17 protein-coding genes and 1 tRNA gene are annotated in these 18708 nt (G+C 73.4%); 6 read left to right on the top strand and 12 right to left on the bottom strand.

What is annotated here, in order from left to right; genetic code table 11:
- Nucleotides 1-83: 83 nt before the first annotated feature.
- From ACFV0O_RS19760 to ACFV0O_RS19715, 10 genes are all read right to left on the bottom strand, one after another.
- Entirely contained in the window at nucleotides 84-1715 is a 1632-nt protein-coding gene (locus tag ACFV0O_RS19760) for a DUF2079 domain-containing protein (protein ID WP_380343258.1), read from the bottom strand.
- 43 nt (nucleotides 1716-1758) lie between these two features.
- Nucleotides 1759-3069, bottom strand: coding sequence for a glycosyltransferase 87 family protein (locus ACFV0O_RS19755; RefSeq protein WP_380343256.1), 1311 nt, complete (start codon nucleotides 3067-3069; stop codon nucleotides 1759-1761).
- Between the two features lie 253 nt (nucleotides 3070-3322).
- A tRNA-Ala gene (locus ACFV0O_RS19750) sits at nucleotides 3323-3396 on the bottom strand.
- Between the two features lie 81 nt (nucleotides 3397-3477).
- Nucleotides 3478-4497, bottom strand: coding sequence for a hypothetical protein (locus tag ACFV0O_RS19745; RefSeq protein ID WP_380343253.1), 1020 nt, complete (start codon nucleotides 4495-4497; stop codon nucleotides 3478-3480).
- Between the two features lie 150 nt (nucleotides 4498-4647).
- Complete coding sequence (locus ACFV0O_RS19740) at nucleotides 4648-5274, bottom strand: GNAT family N-acetyltransferase (RefSeq protein ID WP_380343352.1); 627 nt, start codon at nucleotides 5272-5274, stop codon at nucleotides 4648-4650.
- On the bottom strand, nucleotides 5271-5789 hold the full coding sequence (locus tag ACFV0O_RS19735) for a molybdenum cofactor biosynthesis protein B (RefSeq protein ID WP_380343250.1): 519 nt from the start codon (nucleotides 5787-5789) through the stop codon (nucleotides 5271-5273). Before ACFV0O_RS19735 ends, ACFV0O_RS19740 begins: the two co-directional genes overlap by 4 nt.
- Nucleotides 5786-6226 (bottom strand): cyclic pyranopterin monophosphate synthase MoaC, encoded by a 441-nt coding sequence (moaC, locus tag ACFV0O_RS19730; protein ID WP_360259380.1) that lies wholly within the window; start codon nucleotides 6224-6226, stop codon nucleotides 5786-5788. Before moaC ends, ACFV0O_RS19735 begins: the two co-directional genes overlap by 4 nt.
- 176 nt (nucleotides 6227-6402) lie before the next feature.
- Nucleotides 6403-7740 (bottom strand): gephyrin-like molybdotransferase Glp, encoded by a 1338-nt coding sequence (glp, locus tag ACFV0O_RS19725; RefSeq protein WP_380343247.1) that lies wholly within the window; start codon nucleotides 7738-7740, stop codon nucleotides 6403-6405.
- 22 nt (nucleotides 7741-7762) lie between these two features.
- Nucleotides 7763-8683 (bottom strand): UTP--glucose-1-phosphate uridylyltransferase GalU, encoded by a 921-nt coding sequence (galU, locus tag ACFV0O_RS19720; protein WP_380343244.1) that lies wholly within the window; start codon nucleotides 8681-8683, stop codon nucleotides 7763-7765.
- A 51-nt stretch (nucleotides 8684-8734) separates the two neighbouring features.
- A complete protein-coding gene (locus tag ACFV0O_RS19715; protein ID WP_380343241.1) occupies nucleotides 8735-9646 on the bottom strand; it encodes a GGDEF domain-containing protein in 912 nt (303 codons plus the stop codon).
- Between the two features lie 62 nt (nucleotides 9647-9708).
- Here ACFV0O_RS19715 and ACFV0O_RS19710 point away from each other — a divergent pair, with 62 nt between their 5' ends.
- The gene (locus tag ACFV0O_RS19710; RefSeq protein ID WP_380343238.1) at nucleotides 9709-10284 is read left to right on the top strand and encodes a 5-formyltetrahydrofolate cyclo-ligase; all 576 of its coding nucleotides are present in this window, start codon (nucleotides 9709-9711) and stop codon (nucleotides 10282-10284) included.
- A 96-nt stretch (nucleotides 10285-10380) separates the two neighbouring features.
- On the opposite strand, the gene ACFV0O_RS19705 is transcribed toward ACFV0O_RS19710, so the two are convergent.
- Nucleotides 10381-13098: a penicillin acylase family protein gene (locus tag ACFV0O_RS19705; protein ID WP_380343235.1), complete on the bottom strand. Its 2718-nt coding sequence runs from the start codon at nucleotides 13096-13098 to the stop codon at nucleotides 10381-10383.
- 240 nt (nucleotides 13099-13338) lie between these two features.
- Here ACFV0O_RS19705 and ACFV0O_RS19700 point away from each other — a divergent pair, with 240 nt between their 5' ends.
- The 5 genes from ACFV0O_RS19700 (at nucleotide 13339) to mscL (ending at nucleotide 18243) form a co-directional block, all read left to right on the top strand.
- Nucleotides 13339-14823: a potassium/proton antiporter gene (locus ACFV0O_RS19700; protein ID WP_380343232.1), complete on the top strand. Its 1485-nt coding sequence runs from the start codon at nucleotides 13339-13341 to the stop codon at nucleotides 14821-14823.
- A 446-nt stretch (nucleotides 14824-15269) separates the two neighbouring features.
- Nucleotides 15270-16679 carry an MFS transporter gene (locus ACFV0O_RS19695; RefSeq protein WP_380343229.1) on the top strand — a complete coding sequence of 470 codons (1410 nt, stop codon included), beginning with the start codon at nucleotides 15270-15272 and terminating at the stop codon, nucleotides 16677-16679.
- A 138-nt stretch (nucleotides 16680-16817) separates the two neighbouring features.
- Complete coding sequence (locus tag ACFV0O_RS19690; RefSeq protein WP_380343226.1) at nucleotides 16818-17105, top strand: FmdB family zinc ribbon protein; 288 nt, start codon at nucleotides 16818-16820, stop codon at nucleotides 17103-17105.
- Nucleotides 17106-17520: 415 nt separating this feature from the next.
- Nucleotides 17521-17793, top strand: a complete 273-nt coding sequence (locus ACFV0O_RS19685; RefSeq protein ID WP_380343223.1) for a hypothetical protein — start codon at nucleotides 17521-17523, stop codon at nucleotides 17791-17793.
- A gap of 30 nt (nucleotides 17794-17823) precedes the next feature.
- The gene (mscL, locus tag ACFV0O_RS19680; RefSeq protein ID WP_380343220.1) at nucleotides 17824-18243 is read left to right on the top strand and encodes a large conductance mechanosensitive channel protein MscL; all 420 of its coding nucleotides are present in this window, start codon (nucleotides 17824-17826) and stop codon (nucleotides 18241-18243) included.
- Nucleotides 18244-18262: 19 nt separating this feature from the next.
- Here the strand turns inward: mscL and ACFV0O_RS19675 are convergent, their stop codons facing one another.
- Nucleotides 18263-18541, bottom strand: coding sequence for a hypothetical protein (locus ACFV0O_RS19675; protein WP_380343217.1), 279 nt, complete (start codon nucleotides 18539-18541; stop codon nucleotides 18263-18265).
- Nucleotides 18542-18708 lie beyond the last annotated feature (167 nt).

Raw genomic sequence — 18708 nt, 5'->3', positions numbered from 1 at the left:
CTCGCGGGCCTGCGCTGCGGGGGCGGGGGCCGGGGGCGCGCCGCCCCCCCCCCCCCCCTCGGCCGTTTCTCCGGGGTCCGGTGTCAGCCCCGGAAGAGGTCGTGCCCCACGTCGGACGGGACCACGTCCTGGACCGGCTTGCTGCCCGGCCCCGGCACGTGCTCGCCGGGCACCGGTTCGCCGCTCTCGCGGTGCAGCAGGACCACCCCGTCCTCGGCCCAGAGCTGCCGGTAGCCGTGGTCCAGCAGCAGCCGGATCCGCTGGGCCTGCTCGGTGTCCGTGGCGAACGGGAAGGAGCGCTTGTTCGACCGGGTGAGCACGTACTCGCGCCCGCGCGGTGTGCCGTCCACCAGCACCACGTCCGTCCGGGCGGTCAGCCGCGGCGCGATCTGGTTGTCCGCCTCGACCGACGCCCCGTCCGGGATCAGGGCGGCCGCCCGCACCAGCGCGGCCTCGCTCGGCTTGGCCGACCAGGAGGACGGCACCGCCGGCTGCACCAGCCCGATCGGGACGGCGGCCACCAGCGCGATCCCGGCCGCTCCGAGTCCCAGCTGCCGCGCCCGCCGGACGGTCCGCGCGGGCCGCCCGGCCGCGCTCAGCCGGCCCAGTACCTCGATCCCGGCGGTGAGCAGGACCGGCCAGAGCATCGAGTCGTAGTGCCGGGCGATCGACCAGTGGTTGGGGTTGCTGGAGAGGATCCGCTCAGCCAGGAGCGGCAGCGCGCACAGCACGGTCGCCGAGCGCAGCGGCAGCAGCAGCGTGGTGCCGAACAGCCAGAGCAGCAGCAACGGCTTGAGCGGCTGGTCGAAGGCCGCCTGCACCAGCAGGAACGGGTCGTGCAGCAGGTTGCGCAGCGCGTCGCCGCCGTCCGTGCCGAGCGAGCCGTAGTTCCAGTAGTAGCCCGGCTCCCCGCCCATCGCCGGTATCAGCCAGGTGATGGCGACGGCCGAGGCGACCGGCCCGCCCAGCAGCAGCCCGAGGCCGGTGAACCGGCCCGCCCGGTCCTCGGTGCGGCGGGTGCGCAGCAGCAGCACCAGCCCGTACGCCCCGACCATCAGGCCGAGGTCCTCCTTGGTGCAGCACAGCAGGGCGGCGGCGAGCACCACCGTGCCGTACCGGCGCGCCAGGCCGCGTTCCAGCATCAGCAGGGTCAGCGGCACCGCGAAGGCGACCTCGTGGAAGCCGACCCGGGCGGCGACCAGCAGCGGCCAGCCGAGCGCGTGGACCAGGCCCGCCAGGTCGGCGGCCCGCCGGGCGGTGCGCGGCGGGGCTGCGGCGAAGGCGTGCGCGGCGATCCGCCGGATCAGCGGCACCCCGGCCGCGAAGAGCAGCGACTGCCCGATGATCAGCGAGCGCGGGTCGTCCCAGATCCAGTACAGCGGCGCGAGCAGGGCCAGGACCGGCGAGAAGTGGTCGCCGAGCAGCGAGAAGCCGGGCGGGAACTCGTGGTGGTAGCTCTTCAGCGACGAGACGGGCAGCCCGAAGTGGGCGTAGCCGCGCACGCCCTGGTCGAAGATGCCGAGGTCGAAGCCGCCGAGCGAGACCGACGTCCAGCCCTGCAGGCCGATGGCGCACATCACCGCGAAGCAGAGCGCGGTGAGCAGCGCGGTGCGCCGGGCCGGGCCGCGCAGGAGGGCCGTGGCGGCGCCGCGGACGGCGGGAGCGGCGGCGGGTGGGGCGGGCGCGGGAGCGGTCCGGCTGGTCTGGGTGGTCACGTCAGGTCTGATCCGTCCGGTCTGGGTCCGTCGGTCCGGTCCGTCAGGTCCGGTTCGTCAGCGCGGGATCGCGGTCCGGCTCGGTGGCCGGGAGGGCCCGGGAACCGCCGCCGGTGGCGTCGGCGGCCTGCTTCCGGGCGCGGTACACCCGGACCCCGATGACGGCCAGGACGGCGATCCCCATCGGCGGGTAGATCGCGCCGGGCAACTGCCAGTACCAGTCGACCCCGCGGCCCCAGCGGTGCGGCACCGTCCACATGACGTGGGAGAGGAACACGAGCAGGGTCACGCCGAGCAGGACCTGCCGCGCCCTGGTCCGGGCCTCGACCACCAGCAGGGCGATGAGCGGGATGCACCAGACCCAGTGGTGGGTCCAGCTGATCGGGGAGACCAGCAGCGCGGTGAACGCCGCGCAGACCGCGCCCCAGGCGTCGGCCCGGCGCAGCACCCGCGCGGAGCGCCCGGCGAGCACCGCCACGGCGAGCCCGAGGGCGCCGACCAGCGCGGAGGCGATCAGCCCGACCAGGCCGGGGTCGTTGACGTCGAGCAGCCGGCAGACGGCGCCGCGCAGCGACTGGTTGTCCACGAGGACGGTCACGCCGACCCGGCTCGGGTCCCAGAGGTACGTGGTCCAGAACCCGTACGAGGCGTCGGGCAGCAGGGCCCAGCCGATCAGGCCGGCCGCCAGGAACGTGCCGGCCGAGACCAGCGCGGCCCGGACCCGGCCGGTCAGGAAGAGGTAGACGGCGAACAGGCCGGGGGTGATCTTGATGGCGGTGGCCAGGCCGATGCCCACGCCCTTGAACCGGTTCCGGTCCGAGCGGGTCAGGTCCCACAGGACCAGGCAGAGGATGCCGAGGTTGACCTGGCCGTACTGGAAGGTGGTGAAGACCGGCTCCAGCCAGATGCCCAGGCCGGTCGCCAGGATCACCACGGCGGTGCGGTGCTGCTTCGCCCACCCGGCCAGCTTCAGCGACAGGTGCACGGCCAGGGCGAGCAACGCGTAGTTGAGGAGCATCACCAGGACGCGCAGGATGCTCACGTCGAACCAGGTGCTCGGCACGAAGAGCATCGCGGCGAACGGCGGGTAGGTGGCCGGCAGGTCCCAGCCGGGCAGCCGCATCGCGTACAGGTCCTCGCCCCGGACGACGGCCTGGCCCTCTGCCCGGTAGACCAGCATGTCGACCATGGTGGCGCCGTGGGTGTGCCGGAAGAGGGCGAACACCGCCAGTGACACCGCCGCCACGCAGGAGGCCGCGAGGATCCGGGAATTCGATCTTCCGGTCGCCGGGGTGCCGCCGGGCTCGTCCGGGCCGGACTGCCGCACCCGCCGTGTCAGACCGAACTCGCGCACCGCGATGGCACCCCGTTGAGATAGACCAGATCGTTCCGTCGTCAGCGTCTGGGCCCACCCACCATAACCGACCCCCCTGAGGCCCGAACCGCGTCAGAAACCGTGCCAGGAAGGTGTTGTGATCCCGGCCACGGCGGGCCCGCGGAACACCTCCGGGCCGGCGGAACCGAGTCGGCGTCAGGAAACGCGAAATCCCGCCGGGAGTTGCCTCCCGGGGGGATTTCGGTGGACCGGCCGGAGCCGGTCCGTTGGGTGGAGCTGAGGGGATTCGAACCCCTGACCCCCTCGATGCGAACGAGGTGCGCTACCGGACTGCGCCACAGCCCCAACGAGAAGAAACTCTAGCACCTTTCGGAGGGGGTCCGTGACCACCCCCCGACCGCGGTGCGGACCCGGGGGCGGCCCGGGTCATTCGTTGGCCGCGCGGGGGCGGGCCTCGGGGGCCTGCGGCTCGGCGTACTGGTCGAACAGCGGGGTGGTGCGGGACTCGGCCGGGCGGCCCGCGGTCCAGGTGCCGGGAGCCGACAGGTCGAGGCCGCGGGAGACCCGGGGCGCGACCGGCGCGGTGACGTAGGTCGGCAGCGGGACGGGCACCGGCTCCCAGGAGTCCGGGCCGGCCGCACCGCGCTCGCGCATGCCGTCGACCCACTCCTCGTGCTCGGTCGCCTCGGCCACCGCGGAGGCGGACGGCACCGAGACGGTCGCCTCCTCGGGGTCGGCGGCCAGCCGCAGGTGCGGGCGGCGCGCGGCGCGCACCTCGGCGGGCCCGTCCGGGGCCGACTCCGCCGCGGGCGCCTCGACCGCGACGGCGTCGGCCGCCGGGGCCTGGGCGCGCTGCTGCTCGCGCTTGCGCAGCCGCTCGGCCGCCTGCGCGGCCCGGACCCGGTCGAGCTTCACCTCGTACCGCTGGCGCTCCAGCCGGCGCAGGTGGCCGATGTAGAGGGTCAGGAGGGCCGCCGGGACGGCCGGCACCCAGAGGAAGGCCAGTCCGGCCACCGCCGCGACCACCGCGCCGAGCGCGAAGGAGAGGAAGAGGGCGGTGACCATCCGGCGCCGGCGGGCCAGCAGCCGTGCCCGGCGCTCGACCCCGCCCCTCGGCGCCGGGGCGGGCGCCGGGGCGGGGGCGGGCCGTTCGGCCGGGCGCTCCGCCGGGGGTTCGGGCTCCCGCGCCGCGGGGTCGCCGGGGGCGGCCCCGTCCCGCTCGGGAGGGCCGTCGTTGCTGTGCTCGTCGTCACGCGGTTCGTCGCCCAGGGCCCGGGCTGCCCGCCGCTCCAGCGCCGAACGCCCGGCCAGCAGGCGGATGGCGGTGCTGAAGCGTTCCGTCGGGCGCGCCTCGTTGAGTTCGTCCTGCCTGCGGAGCCACATCGGCACCAGATAGGCGGCCCAGGCCCCTACGATGACGGCGTAGATAAGGCCGCTACTGCTCACGATTCACACCGTACGGGCGGCGGGGAAGGCCTGGCAGCAATTTGACGCGGCGTGTCGTGTGATCAAGCTGATTCTCCGACTATTTTGCCGGCATTTGTGACGGTCCGCTACCGGGTCGATGCCATATCGATATTTCGTTCGAACATATATTCAATTACTTGCTTCGCGACCGGAACTGAGCGCCCGCCAGCGTTCCAGCATCCCCTCGGGGACCTCCTCGTCGGTCAGCGCGTAGACCAGGTGGTCGCGCCAGTCGCCGTCGATGTGGAGATAGCGCGGGCGGATTCCCTCCGAGCGGAAGCCCAGCTTTTCCACCACGCGGCGGCTCGGGCCGTTCTCCGGCCGGATGCAGACCTCGATCCGGTGCAGTCCGAGCGTGCGGAAGCAGTGGTTCACCGAGAGCGCCACGGCGGTCGGGATGATGCCCCGGCCGGCCACCGCCTCGTCGACCCAGTAGCCGATGTTCGCCGAGCACATCGAGCCCCAGGTGATCCCGCCGACGGTCAACTGGCCCACCAGCCGGCCCTCGTGGAGCACCACGAAGGGCAGCATCCGGCCGGCCGAGGCCTCGCCGCGCAGGAAGCGGACCATCTGCCGGTACGTCGGGCGGGGCCCGGCGACCCGGCCCGCCGGGCCGGGCGGCACGGTGGCCTCCCACCGCCGCAGCCAGTCCCGGTTGCGGCGGCTCACCTCCTGCCAGTCCCGCTGGTCGCGGGCCCGGATCGGGCGCAGCGCGACGTCCCCCTCGTGGAGTTCAACCGGCCAGCCGGCGTTCAGTGCCCTCTCCCGGATGCTGGAGCCCCGGGTGCCGGGGCGTCGGGCCGGGGGTGGTCCCCGCCGCCGAGCTGGTCGACGGCGTGGGCGAGCAGCGGCTCCAGCACGGCCAGGCCGTCCTTGACGCCGCCGGTCGAGCCCGGCAGGTTGACGATCAGGGTACGTCCGGCGAGCCCGGCGAGCCCGCGGGAGAGCGCCGAGGTCGGCACCTTCTCCCGCCCGTACGCACGGATGGCCTCGGCGATGCCGGGGACCTGGCGGTCGATCACCCGGGCGGTCATCTCGGGGGTGAGGTCCATCGGCGAGATCCCGGTGCCGCCGGTGGTCAGCACGACGTCGTAGCCGGCCGCGACGGCCTCGCGCAGCGCGGCCTCCACCGGCTCGCCGTCCGGGACGACCCGGGGGCCGTCGACGGTGAAGCCCATCGCGGTCAGGCCGGCCACCAGCAGCGGGCCGCCCTTGTCCGCGTAGACCCCGGCCGAGGCGCGGTTGGAGACCGTGACGGCGAGCGCCCTCACGCGTCGACCTCCGGCGCGAACCAGTCGCCGCTCTTGCCGCCGGTCTTGCTGAGGACCCGGACGGACTCGATGGCGGCGCCCTTGTCCACGGCCTTGACCATGTCGATGACGGTCAGCCCGGCCACCGCGACGGCGGTCAGCGCCTCCATCTCGACGCCGGTGCGGTCGGCGGTCCGCACGGTGGCGGTGATCTCCACCGCGTCGTCCACGACGGCCAGGTCGACCTTGACGCCGGAGACGGCGATCGGGTGGCAGAGCGGGACCAGGTCCGGGGTCCTCTTGGCGCCCATGATCCCGGCGATCCGGGCCACCGCGAGGGCGTCGCCCTTGGGCACGCCCTCGCCGCGCAGCAGCTCGACCACCTTCGGGGAGACCCTCACCCGCCCGGCCGCGACGGCGGTGCGCGCGGTGGTGGCCTTCTCGGAGACGTCGACCATGCGGGCCGCGCCCTGGTCGTCGACGTGGGTGAGGCGGTCGCCGGGGGGAGGTGTCGTCACGGGTGGCTCCAGGGGCGCGCAGGTCGAAGTACCGCGCTACCGTACAGCTCCCCCGGCGCGCCGGGCGCTCAGGACCCGGTGTCGGCGGTCGGCGCGGGCGGGCCGCGCCGGGCCGCTCAGGAGTCCAGCAGCACCACGTCCACCGCGCTGCCGGCGGGCAGCTCGGTGACGTCCTCGGGGACGGTGATCAGGCAGTCGGCCCGGGCCAGCGCGCCGACCAGGTGCGACCCGGCGCCACCGACCGGCTCGACGGTGCCGTCCGCCGCCGAGTAGCGGCCGCGCAGGAACTGGCGGCGGCCGGCCGGGGAGCGCAGCGCCACCGGGCAGAGCGCGCGGACGACCGGGCGGTGCACGTCGGCGGCGCCGAGCATGGTGCGGATGACCGGGCGGACGAAGAGCTCGAAGGAGATGTAGGCGCTCACCGGGTTGCCGGGCAGGGCGAGCAGCGGGACCCCGTCGGCGCCCCCGATCCGGCCGAAGCCCTGCGGCTTGCCGGGCTGCATCCGCAGCTTGCGGAAGTCGACTCCGCCGTGGGCCTCCAGGACCTCCTTGACCACGTCGTACGCGCCGACGCTGACCCCGCCGCTGGTGACGATCAGGTCGGCCCGGCCGAGCTGCTCCTCCAGGACGGCGCGCAGCCGGTCGGCGTCGTCCGGGACGGCGCCGACCCGGAAGGCGATGGCGCCGGCCTCCTGGGCGGCGGCGGCGAGGGTGAAGCTGTTGGAGTCGGCGATCTGCCCGGGCCCGACCGGCTCGCCGGGCTGGACCAGCTCGCTGCCGGTGGACAGCACCACGACCCGGGGGCGCGGGCGGACCTTCACGGCGGCCCGGCCGATCGCGGCGAGCAGCCCGAGCTGGGTGGGGCCGAGCCTGGTGCCGGCCTCCAGGACCTTCGAGCCGGCCGCGACGTCGCTGCCGCGGCGGCGGATGTGCGCGCCCTCGGCGACCGGGCGCAGGACGCGGACCTCCTCGTCCGGGACCGGCGCGGTCATCGCGGCGGCGGCCACTCCGGTGCCGGTGCCGCCGTCGGTCCACTCGACCGGGGCGACCGCCCGGGCGCCGGGCGGGAGCGGGGCGCCGGTCATGATCCTGGCGGCCTGGCCGGGGCCGACCTTCGGCAGCTCGCCCGCGCCGGCCGCGATGTCGCCGACCACCGAGAGCACCGACGGGTAGGTGTCGGTGGCGCCCTCGGTGTCGGCGGTGCGGACGGCGTAGCCGTCCATCGAGCTGTTGTCGAAGGGCGGCAGGTCGCCGTCGGCGACCACGTCCTCCTCCAGCCGGCAGCCCCGGGCGTCGAGCAGCCGGAGCTCGATCGCGGGGAGCGGGCCGACGGCGGCGAGCACGTCGGCGAGGTGCTCGTCCACCGTCCAGAGGCGGGGGGCCGCCGGTGCCGGGTCCGTTCCGGCGTCGCAGCAGGCTGCGGACGTGGTGCTGTGCTCGGTGGACCCGGTCATCGGCGACTCGCTCTCTGTCGTGTCAGTCCTGCATCTCGGAGCCGACGAACTCCCGCAGCCAGGAGCGGAACTCCGGGCCCAGGTCATCGCGCTCGGCGGCCAGACGGACGATAGCGCGCAGGTAGTCGGCGCGGTCGCCGGTGTCGTAGCGGCGGCCCTTGAACAGCACGCCGTGCACCTGGCCGCCGTCGGCCGGCTCACGGGTGGTGAGCTCGCGCAGGGCGTCGGTGAGCTGGATCTCGCCGCCGCGGCCGGGCGGGGTCTCGCGCAGCACGTCGAAGACCAGCGGGTCGAGGACGTAGCGGCCGATGACGGCGTAGTTCGAGGGGGCCTCGCCGGGCTCGGGCTTCTCGACCAGGTCGGTCACCTGGAAGACGTCCTCGCCGAAGCCGTTGGCCTTCACGGCGGCGCAGCCGTAGAGGTGGATCTGCGAGGGGTCGACCTCCATGAGGGCGACGACCGAGCCGCCGAGCTCCTGCTGGACCTCGATCATCCGGGAGAGCAGCGGGTCGCGCGGGTCGATCAGGTCGTCGCCCAGCAGGACCGCGAAGGGCTGGCCGGCGACGTGCTGCTCGGCGACCGAGACGGCGTGGCCGAGGCCCTTGGGGTCGCCCTGGCGGACGTAGTGCATGTTGGCCAGCTCGACGGACTCCCGGACCCGGGCGAGGCGCTGCTGGTCGCCCTTGCGCGCGAGGAGCTCCTCCAGCTCGTAGGCGCGGTCGAAGTGGTCCTCAAGGGCGCGCTTGTTCCGGCCGGTGACCATCAGTATGTCGGACAGGCCCGCGCTGGAGGCCTCCTCGACGACGTACTGGATGGCCGGCTTGTCGACGACGGGCAGCATCTCCTTCGGGGTGGCCTTGGTCGCCGGAAGGAAGCGGGTGCCCAGTCCGGCCGCGGGTACCACGGCCTTGGTTACCGGAACTCGGGAGTTGGTCGTCGTCATGCGTTTACCTTACTCAGGCACATTTTCGCCCGGCCGAGCGCGGTCGGACGGCTAGGACAGCACGTCGCGGGGCACGGCCACAGTGGCTGGTGTATGGGAAGGGACCGGCTGGGCGAGGGGGTCCCCTCCGGCACAGGCCGACAGACTACCCGGCTTTTCCGAACGGTCACGTTCGGCTGTCGGACCGTACTCCGTACCGGAAGTGACCGTTTCGCGAACCCCGGTGGACGTCCGGTCGCCACGGCGTGACGAGATCCGCCAGCAGTCGCCGCCCGCCGCCCGGGCTTCGGCGAGGGCCGCGTCGGCCGCGCGCAGCAGGACGGCGGCGTGCGCGCCGTCCTCGGGCAGGACGGCGACCCCGGCGGCGGCGGTGAGGCCGTTGCCGTGCGCCGGGCGGGACTCGCGCGTCCCGGAGGACCAGTCGAGCAGCAGGTGGCGGCGGACCGACCAGACCAGCCGGGCGGCGACCTGCGCGGCGCCCTCGGCGCCGGTGTCGGGCAGCACCACCAGGAACTCCTCGCCGCTGTAGCGGCCCAGGGTGTCGGCCCGGCGGATCTCCATCGCGAGGCGCTGGGCGAGGTCGCGCAGTATCGCGTTGGCCCGGCCGCGGCCGTGCTCGGCGATGACCGCGTCGAAGCCGCTGATCTCCAGCATCAGCACGGCCAGCGGGCGGGGGCCGTCGGCCTGGTCGGCGTGCTCGGCGCGGCGGGCCCGTTCGATCTCCCGGTCCAGGGTGAGCTGCAGGTGGCGGTAGTTCCACACGCCGGTGAGCGGGTCGCAGGAGGCGGTGCGCTCCAACTCGGCGCAGCGGTCCTCCAGTTCGGTGATCCGCTCGCGCAGCCGCTGTGCCCCGGCCGCGGCGCCCGCGCGGTCCCGCCGGGCCCTCAGCCCGAGGGCGGTGGCGCCGGCCAGCGCGGGGGCGCTCAGCGCGGCCAGGGCCTGGACCAGCAGCGGGGTGGACAATCGGGGCGCCCTTTCGCGTGGCAGGCTCTGCGCGTCGACGGTCTGGAGACGTGGAGGATCCGGTGCACAACGAGAAGAGCGACCTGAGGACACGGCTGCTGACCCGGCGGCGCGCGCTCTCCGCCGAGCAGCGCGCGACGGCGGGGCTCGCCCTGGCCGGGCACGCCGGGGAACTGGCCGGCCGGGGCGCCACGGTGGCCGCGTACGTCTCCGTGGGGGCGGAGCCCGGGACCGGGCCGCTGCTGGACGCGCTGCTGGCGCGCGGGGTGCGGGTGCTGCTGCCGGTGCTGCTCGCGGACAACGACCTGGACTGGGCCGAGTACGCGGGGCCGCAGGCGCTGGCCCCGGCGGGGCGCGGGCTGCTGGAGCCGGTCGGTCCGCGGCTCGGGCCGGAGGCGGTGACGGAGGCCTCGGTGGTGCTCCTGCCGGGGCTGGCGGTGGACGGCACCGGGCTGCGGCTGGGCCGGGGCGGCGGCAGTTACGACCGGGTGCTGGACCGGCTGGGGCGGGCGGGCGTCCGGCCGGTGCTGGCGGTGCTGCTGTACGAGCACGAGCTGTTGGAGCGGGTGCCCGCCGAGCCGCACGACCGGCCGGTGGACCTGGCGGTCACGCCCTCGGGGGTGCGGCGGCTGGGGTGACCCCGGGCGAACGGCGGCGGCCCCGCTCCCTGGTGGGAGCGGGGCCGCCTGCTTCGCCGTTCCGGGCCTTCGGGCCCCCCGGGGGCCTTCCGGGCGTCAGCCGGTGGTGAGCACCAGCTTGTGCTTGGTGGCCTTCTCGACCGCGTCCGGGGTGTAGGCCCAGGTGAGCAGCTTGCCCTTGAGCCAGAGGTCGGTCTGGTCGTTGTAGTTGTCGTGGAAGGCGTGGCCGGAGGCGCCGCCGACGTTGACCCAGCGCGAGGAGTCGAGGTCGTTCAGGTCGACCACCATGCGCATCGACGGGATCCAGTCCACCTGGTAGCCGGCCGCCGCGTTCCACCCGGCCGCGTCGACCGCCGCGGAGCCGCCGGAGAGCCGGTACGGGCCGCGGTTGAGCAGCTTGTGGAGCACGCCGGAGGCGATCGAGGAGTCGTCGCTGCCGAGGGTCTGCTCCCGCAGCTCCAGCTTGTGCAGGCGGCCCCAGCTCCAGGTGGAGACGTCCTTGCTGAGCAGCGAGGTCAGCTCCTGGCGGGCGTTCTTCATCGCTTCCTTGAGCAGGTTGTCCAGGCCCTTCTGGACGTTGTGCTGGGAGTCGATGTACGTCCACCACGAGCTGTCGGGCTTCTCCAGCTGCTGGCGCACCACCTCGGTCCAGCGGTCACCGCCGTCCGGCTGGGCCTTGCCCGGGTCGCGGGTGCCGCACTCGGTGACGATCTTGGTGGCACTGTCCGGCTTGGTGGGGTCGTCCTGCTGGCGGACCAGCAGGCAGTTGTCCTTGGCCCGCAGGTCGGCCGGGAACTTCTGGCCGAAGGCGAGGGTGAGCAGCTGGCGCCAGACGCCGTTGTAGTAGGCGGCGGCGGCCGAGTCGGCGTCCTGGTGGTAGTTCCAGTCCTTGAGCAGGTCCTGGGCCTCGCGCACGTACGGGTCGTCGATCTGCTGCTTGAGCAGCAGCGGGACCAGCGTCTTGGCCATTACGTTGGTGTTGTCCAGCTGGAGGGTCTGCATGTCGTCCGGCGAGATCTTGCCGTTGTTCTTGAGCAGGCCCTCGATCTGGTCGGTGATCTCCTTGGCGCGGGTGCCGTACTCCCAGTCCTTGGTCAGGCTGTACTTGTAGCTCGGGTCCACCACGGCCTGGTTGGCGGTGACGATGTAGCCGGCCGCGGGGTCGAGGCTCCACGGCAGCGCGTTGAAGGGGATCGGGTCCTTCCACTGGTACGCGGAGTCCCAGCCCAGCGCGGGGTAGGTGCCGTCGCCCTTGCCGCGGACCGGGATGGTGCCCGGCGCCTGGTAGCCGATGTGCTTGGCGTCGGCGTAGATCAGGTTCTGTGCGGGGACGGAGAAGTCCTTGGCGGCAGTGCGGAACTCGTCCCAGTTCTTCGCCTTGTCCAGCCCGAAGACGGCGTCCATGGTCTTGCCGGGGCTGAGCGCCGTCCACTGCAGGGCCACGCCGTAGCCGCTGGTGCCGCGGTCGGGGGCGGAGGTGCCGTTGGGGGCGTACTTGCCGACGTTCTGCTGCTCGTTGCTCTGGTCGGAGATGAGCGGGGCGCCGGTCTGGGTGGTGCGGACGGTGATGGTGCGGTCCTCCCCGCCGGCGACCTTGATGGTCTCCTTGCGGAGGTCGAACTTCACGTCCTTGCCGTCGACCTGGTAGGTGTCCGGGCCGGTGACCTTCTCCAGGAAGAGGTCGGTGACGTCGGCGCCGAGGTTGGTGAAGCCCCAGGCGATGTCCTTGTTGTGGCCGATCACCACGCCGGGCATGCCCGCGAAGGTGAAGCCGGAGACGTCGAACTGGCAGGCCGGGGAGGCGGTCCGGCAGTGCAGGCCCATCTGGTACCAGACCGAGGGCAGGCCGGGGCCGAGGTGCGGGTCGTTGGCCAGCAGCGGCTTGCCGGTCGTGGTGTGCGAACCGGCGACCACCCAGGAGTTGGAACCGATGCCCTGGCCGGGGCGGCCGAGCAGCTGCGGCATCCCGTCGATCCGGTCGGTGAGGCCCTGCAGCAGCGCCTTGGTGGTGGCCGCGCCCTGCGCGGTGGCGGTGCCGTTGCCGGCGCCCGGCTGCGCGGCGCCGTCCGCGGGGCGGTAGGCGTCGCCGGACACGGTGCCGGTCTTCACGATGGTGCCGTTGCGGGTGTACGGGTAGTCCGGGTACAGCTCGGCGATCTTGTCCGGGCCGAAGTCCTGCGCCAGCAGCGAGCGGTCGACCTCCTCCTGGAGGTTCCCGGAGAGGTTCCAGGCCATCGCCTTGAGCCAGGCCACCGAGTCGACCGGGGACCACTGCTCGGGCGTGTAGCCGCTGTTGACGGCGCCGAGCAGCGCGTACTCCAGCGAGGCCTTCTCGCCGCCGGGGTGCTCGGCGAGCCAGGCGTTCACGCCGTCCGAGTAGGCCTGCAGGTACTTCTTGGTCTCCGGCGACAGCTTGGTGTCGAACTCCTTCTGCGCCACCTGGCGCCAGCCCATGGTGCGGATGAAGGTGTCGGTGTCGACCTGGCCGTCGCCGAACATCTCGGAGAGCCGACCGGCGGTGATGTGCCGCCGGACGTCCATCTCCCAGAAGCGGTCCTGCGCCTGGACGTAGCCCTGGGCGCGGAACAGGTCCTCGGACGTGTCGGCGTACAGCTGCGGGATGCCGTTGGCGTCCCGCTTGACGTCGACCGGCGCGGTCAGGCCCGCCACCTTGACGCTGCCGTCCACCTCCGGGAAGGAGGCGCGGACCGCGGTGACCCCGCGGTAGCCGCCGTAGCCGACGCCGGCCACCAGCAGCACGACCAGCACGATCACGAACAGACGGGCGCGCCGGAACTTCTTCGAGCGGGGCATCTGGGTCCTTGCGGTCCTGACTTCGGGGCGGGCGGGCGTGTCCAGGGCCAGCGGCCGTGACAGGGCACCACATTAGGCCGAGTCGGCCGGGCACTGTGAACGGGGGACCAAGCTAAAGGTATGGCAAAATGTTAGACTGAGTAACGATCCGCAAGGGGAGCATTGACGCCTTCTTAACGGGTCGACCTCACCGCACTGCCAGACACCCCGCCCGCCCATGCCTGCCCGAGGTGCCCCTGCGTGAACGTCTCCCATCTGAACCAGCTGCTTCTCGAAGCCTCCGTGATCCTGCTCTTCGCGGTGGTCGCCGTCCGGATCTCCACCCGATCAGGGCTGCCCAGCCTGCTGATCTATCTGGGGATCGGCGTGGCACTGGGCCAGAACGGGATCGGCTTCACCTTCAACAACGCCGAACTCACCCAGGTGATCGGCTACGCGGCGCTCGTGGTGATCCTGGCCGAGGGCGGCCTCAAGACCAGCTGGCGCGAGATCAAGCCGGTGGTGCCGGCGGCCACCGTGCTCGCCACCGTCGGCGTCGGCGTCAGCGTCTTCGCCACCGCGGCCGGCGCGCACTGGCTGGTCGGCCTCGACTGGCGGACCTCGCTGCTGCTCGGCGCCATCGTCTCCTCGACCGACGCCGCGGCCGTCTTCTCGGTGCTGCGGATGGTCCCGCTGCCGCACCGGCTCACCGGCCTGCTGGAAGCCGAGTCCGGCTTCAACGACGCACCCGTCGTCATCCTGGTCGTCGCCTTCGCCACCACCGGGGAACTGGACCCCTGGTACGTCATGATCGGCACGATCCTCGCCGAACTCGCGATCGGCGCGGCGATCGGCTTCGCCGTCGGCAAGATCGGCGCGTACGGGGTCAAGCACGTCGCGCTGCCCTCCTCGGGCCTCTACCCGATCGCCGTGATGGCGCTCACCGTGCTCGCCTACGCGGGCGGCGCGCTGCTGCACGGCTCCGGCTTCCTCGCGGTCTACATCTGCGCGGTGATCCTCGGGAACTCCAAGCTCCCGCACGGGCCGGCCGTCCGCGGCTTCGCCGACGGACTGGCGTGGATCGGGCAGATCGGCATGTTCGTGCTGCTCGGCCTGCTCTGCACGCCCGCGACCATGGGCTCCGCAGTGGTGCCCGCGCTCGTCATCGGCGGCGTGCTGGTCTTCCTGGCCCGGCCGCTGTCCGTGGTGGTCTCGCTGACCCCCTTCAAGGTGCCGGCCCGCGAGCAGGCGCTGCTGAGCTGGGCCGGGCTGCGCGGGGCGGTGCCCATCGTGCTGGCCACCATCCCGGTGGTGTCGGGCGCGCACAGGGCCGAGGACGTGTTCAACATCGTCTTCATCCTGGTCGTCGTCTTCACCCTGCTCCAGGGGCCGACCCTGCCGTGGGTGGCCAAGCAGCTGAAGATCGGCGAGGGCGCGATGGGCCAGGACCTCGACATCGAGTCCGCCCCGCTGGAGAAGCTGCACGGGCACCTGCTGTCGGTCGCCCTCTCCCCCGCCTCCCGGATGTCCGGCGTGGAGGTCGGCGAACTGCGGCTGCCCAAGGGTGCGGCGGTCACCCTGGTCGTGCGCGAGGGCAACTCCTTCGTGCCGGACAAGGCGACGGTGCTGCGCGGCGGGGACGAGCTGCTGGTGGTCACCACGGACGAGGTCGGCGAGGCCGCGGAGCGGCGGCTGCGGGCCGTCGACAAGGGCGGCAAGCTCGCCGGGTGGCTCAACGGGCGGTAGCCCGGGGTGCGCGCGGGAGCCGGAGGGGGTCCGCGGGGGCCCGGGTCTCCGGAGGTCCCGGGGCTCTCAGGCTTCCGGGGCTCTCAGGCTTCCGGGGCTCTGGGGCTCCGGGGCTCCGGGGCTCTGGGGCTCCCCGGGCGTGTGAGGTGCCTGGGGTTTCCGGGGCCTCCAGGGCTTCCGGGGCGCCCGGGGAAGGGGTGGGCTAGCGGGATCTACGCGCGTAACTGTATGCTGGTTCGACCACGCCGTATAACCAACGCTAGACCACCCCCAGCATCTGCCTGACGCAGAGTTGGCGCGACCGCTCGGCGGCCGCGGTCCGACCCCGGTAACCACACCGGGCCGACCCGGTATCTACCCCGGTCGACGCGCGAGAGGACGACTCTCGGCGCCGTCGGGGCCACCCCATGCCCTGCCGCGCTACCAGGCAGCAGGAAGGACCGACCGTGACGGCCCGCCGAACGGTCGACACCTCCGCGGACAGCACCGCGGACACCACCGCAGCCCAGGCCCCCGCCCGCGTCGGGTACGGCGAACTGCTGCGCACCCCCGGGGCCTGGACCTTCCTGGCCCCGGCCCTCGTCGCGCGACTGCCCTACGCGATGCTCAGCATGGGCATCCTGCTGCTCGTCACCCGCACCCACGGCTCGTACGGCACCGCCGGTACCGTCACCGCCGTCGCCGCCGTCGCCCAGGCCCTGATCGGGCCGCAGACCGGGCGACTGGCCGACCGGTACGGACAGGCCGCGGTGCTGGTCCCGACCGTCCTGGTGCACGGGGCCTCGGTCGGCGCGCTGATCGCGCTGGCACTGGGGCACGCCCCCGCCTGGAGCCTCTTCCTGGCCGCCGTCCCGGCCGGTGCGAGCGTGCCGCAGATCGGCGCGATGGTCCGGGCCCGCTGGGTGGCCCGGTTCACCGCGGACGGCCCGTCCGAGACCTCTGCGGCCCGGGTGAGCACCGCCTTCGCCTTCGAGTCCGTGACGGACGAGTTCACCTTCGTGATCGGCCCGATCCTGGCCTCCGGCATCGCCGCGATGGCCAGCCCGGCGACCGCCCTGGTCGCCGAGGCCGCACTGACCGTCGTCGGCGGCCTGGCATTCGCCGCCCAGCGGCGAACCGCCCCCGCCCGGATCGTGCCGCAGCCCGGCACCAAGCGCGTCTCGGCGCTCGCCTCGCCCGGCGTCCGGCTGCTCGCCGGCTCCATCCTCGGGGTCGGCGCGGTCTTCGGCGGCATGCAGGTCTCCGTGAACGCCTTCGCCGACTCCGTCGGGCAGCACGACGCGGGCGGCACCGTGTACGGGATCTTCGCGGGCGGCTCGATGCTGGCCGGCGTGCTGTACGGCGTGATCGCCTGGCGGCGGCCGGTCCAGCAGCGGATGCTGTTCAGCTACGCACTGCTGGTGCTGGGCTGCTCGACGCTGTGGGCGATGCCGAACCTGGTCGCGCTCACCGTCGCCGGACTGGTCTGCGGCCTGGCCATCGCGCCGACCCTGATCAGCGGCTACACCCTGGTCGAGACGCTGGTCGCGGACGGCGCCAAGACGGAGGCCTTCACCTGGCTGACCGGCGCCATCGGGCTGGGCCTGGCGGTCGGCTCGATGGTGGCGGGCCAGCTGATCGACGGGCACGGGCCGTCCACCGGGTTCCTGGTGCCGCTGGTCGGCGCCGGGCTGGGGCTGGTCGCGCTGTTCTCGCTGCGACACCTGCTGGTGGCGCCGGGTTCCGCCGCCGGCCCGGTCGCGGGTTCCGCCGCCGGTCCGGTCACGGGTTCCGCCGCCGGCCCGGTCGCGGATTCGGTCGCCGGCTCCGCCGAGCGCGGGGGTGCTGCGCAGCTGGTGGGCGCGGCCAAGGGCTGAGCGGGCGGTGGTTCGCGGCCGATCCCGGGCCGACGGCGGGGCCGATCTCACACCGGAGTCGCTGGACTGATCCCGCGGAATGCCGCATCATTGACCATCGTTAGCACTCATCAGGCGAGAGTGCCAGGAGGAAGACAAGTGCCCACGTACCAGTACCAGTGCACCGAGTGCGGCAACGGCCTGGAGGCGGTGCAGAAGTTCACCGACGAGGCACTGACCACGTGCCCCGACTGCCAGGGACGGCTTCGCAAGGTCTTCTCGGCCGTGGGTGTCGTGTTCAAGGGATCCGGCTTCTACCGGACCGACAGCCGCTCCTCCTCCAGCAGCACCGTCAGCTCCGGGTCGTCGTCGACCACGTCGACGCCGGCCCCCGCGTCGGGCACGGGCTCCTCGGCCCCGTCCAGCCCGGCTCCGGCCGCGAGCTGACCCCGGCGCCGGGACCGCTCCGGACGCCCAGCAGTCCTCGGCAAGGCCCGTCGGCCCCGCGACCACGCGGGGGCGGCGGGCCTTGTCGCGTCTCGGCCCCGGCTTTCGCTTCCGGCCTGCGTTTTCCGGCTTTCGTTTTCCGGCTTCCGCTTCCGCTTCCGCTTCTTCCGGCTGTGCGCCCTGCCTGGGTTTCCGGCCGGCGTTTCCGGCGTGCTCGTCCGGGCCTGCGCTCACGGCTCGCTCTCGTCACCTTCAACGGGTCGGATTGACTCGTGTGGGCGTACGAAATCGTCCACAGGGGCGGGTTATCCACAGGCTGGGGAAACGGCTTTCCGACGCCGCCCGGAGCGCGCATCGTGTGGTTCGTCGGCCGGCCCACCCCGGGCCGACCGCCGGACCCTCCGGAGGTGCGTCGATGACGACCGCGAGCTTCTCAGTCCCCCTGCCCGCCCCCACCGTGCCGCCCCGGCAGGAGGTGCCGAGCTTCCCCCCGATCCGGCGCGGCTGCGGTGGGTGGCACCGCTGGCGCCGTGCGGTCCGCCGACGGGCCGGGGTGCCCGCGCTGGTGCTGCTCGCGGTGGCGGCCGCGCTCGCGCTCGGGCCCGCGCGGGCCGGGCTGCCGCCGCCCGGCGGGGGCGCTCTGGGCCGGACGGGTTGTCAATCCGGAGTTGCCGAAGATCACCCGTAACCCCGGAACGACTCCGTCGTTCGAGGCGGCATGAAGGGCTTCAAGGAATTCCTGCTGCGCGGAAATGTCGTCGAACTCGCCGTCGCCGTGGTCATCGGTGCGGCATTCACCAACATCATCAACGCCTTCGTCAAGGGCGTGATCAATCCGATCATCGGCGTATTCGGAACGAAGGACCTGGGTGCCTACAGTTCCTGCCTCAAAGGGCCCTGCGAGCTGGGCCCGACCGGTGAGGTCACGTCCGGAATCCTGATCCTGTGGGGATCGGTGCTCAGCGCCGTCCTGCAGTTCCTGATCACCGCAGCCGTCGTCTACTTCGTTCTGATCGTGCCCATGAACAGGATGGCGGCCCGCCGCAAGTCCCCCGCCGAGGCGGCTGCGGAAGCCGAGGCCAAGGAGGTCCAACTGCTGACCGAGATCCGCGACGCGCTGGTCGCGCCGCTGCGCTGACCGCCCCTCCCCGTCCCCCCTACCCGTGGTGCGGCGGGCGCTGACTCAGGTACCAGTCCAGCCCCCGCCCACCGCTCCCACCGGCCCCGGAACGATCGCCCCAGCCGGCGTCGGTGTCGTCCCGGGACTGCTGGTCCAGTGGGTCCCGGAAGACCAGCCCGGCCTTGCCCGCGGGCTTCGGCTGCGGCTCCCGGTCCTGCTCCCGACCGCGGTTCCCACCCTGACCGTGGTTCCCGCCCTGGTCCTGGCCCTGGTCCTGGCCGCGCTCCGTCGACCCTTCCCGTCCCTGCTCGTTCACCCTGTCCACTCCGTCGTTCGCCTCGTCCTGCCCGCTTCGTCCTGCCCCTCCAGCCTAAGAGCCCGCGGCACGCCCCGGGCCCCGGGGGGGGGGCGGGGGGCCCCCGGGCCGGGGGGGGGGGGGGGGGGCGCCGGGGGGGGGGGGGGGGGGCGGGGGCGGTGCACGCC

It is taken from the genome of Kitasatospora sp. NPDC059577, from assembly GCF_042735475.1.
In the GTDB taxonomy this organism is placed as follows: Bacteria; Actinomycetota; Actinomycetes; order Streptomycetales; family Streptomycetaceae; genus Kitasatospora.
The sequence above is the reverse complement of the archived record's forward strand: the minus strand, read 5'-3'. Positions and strand labels throughout refer to the sequence as shown.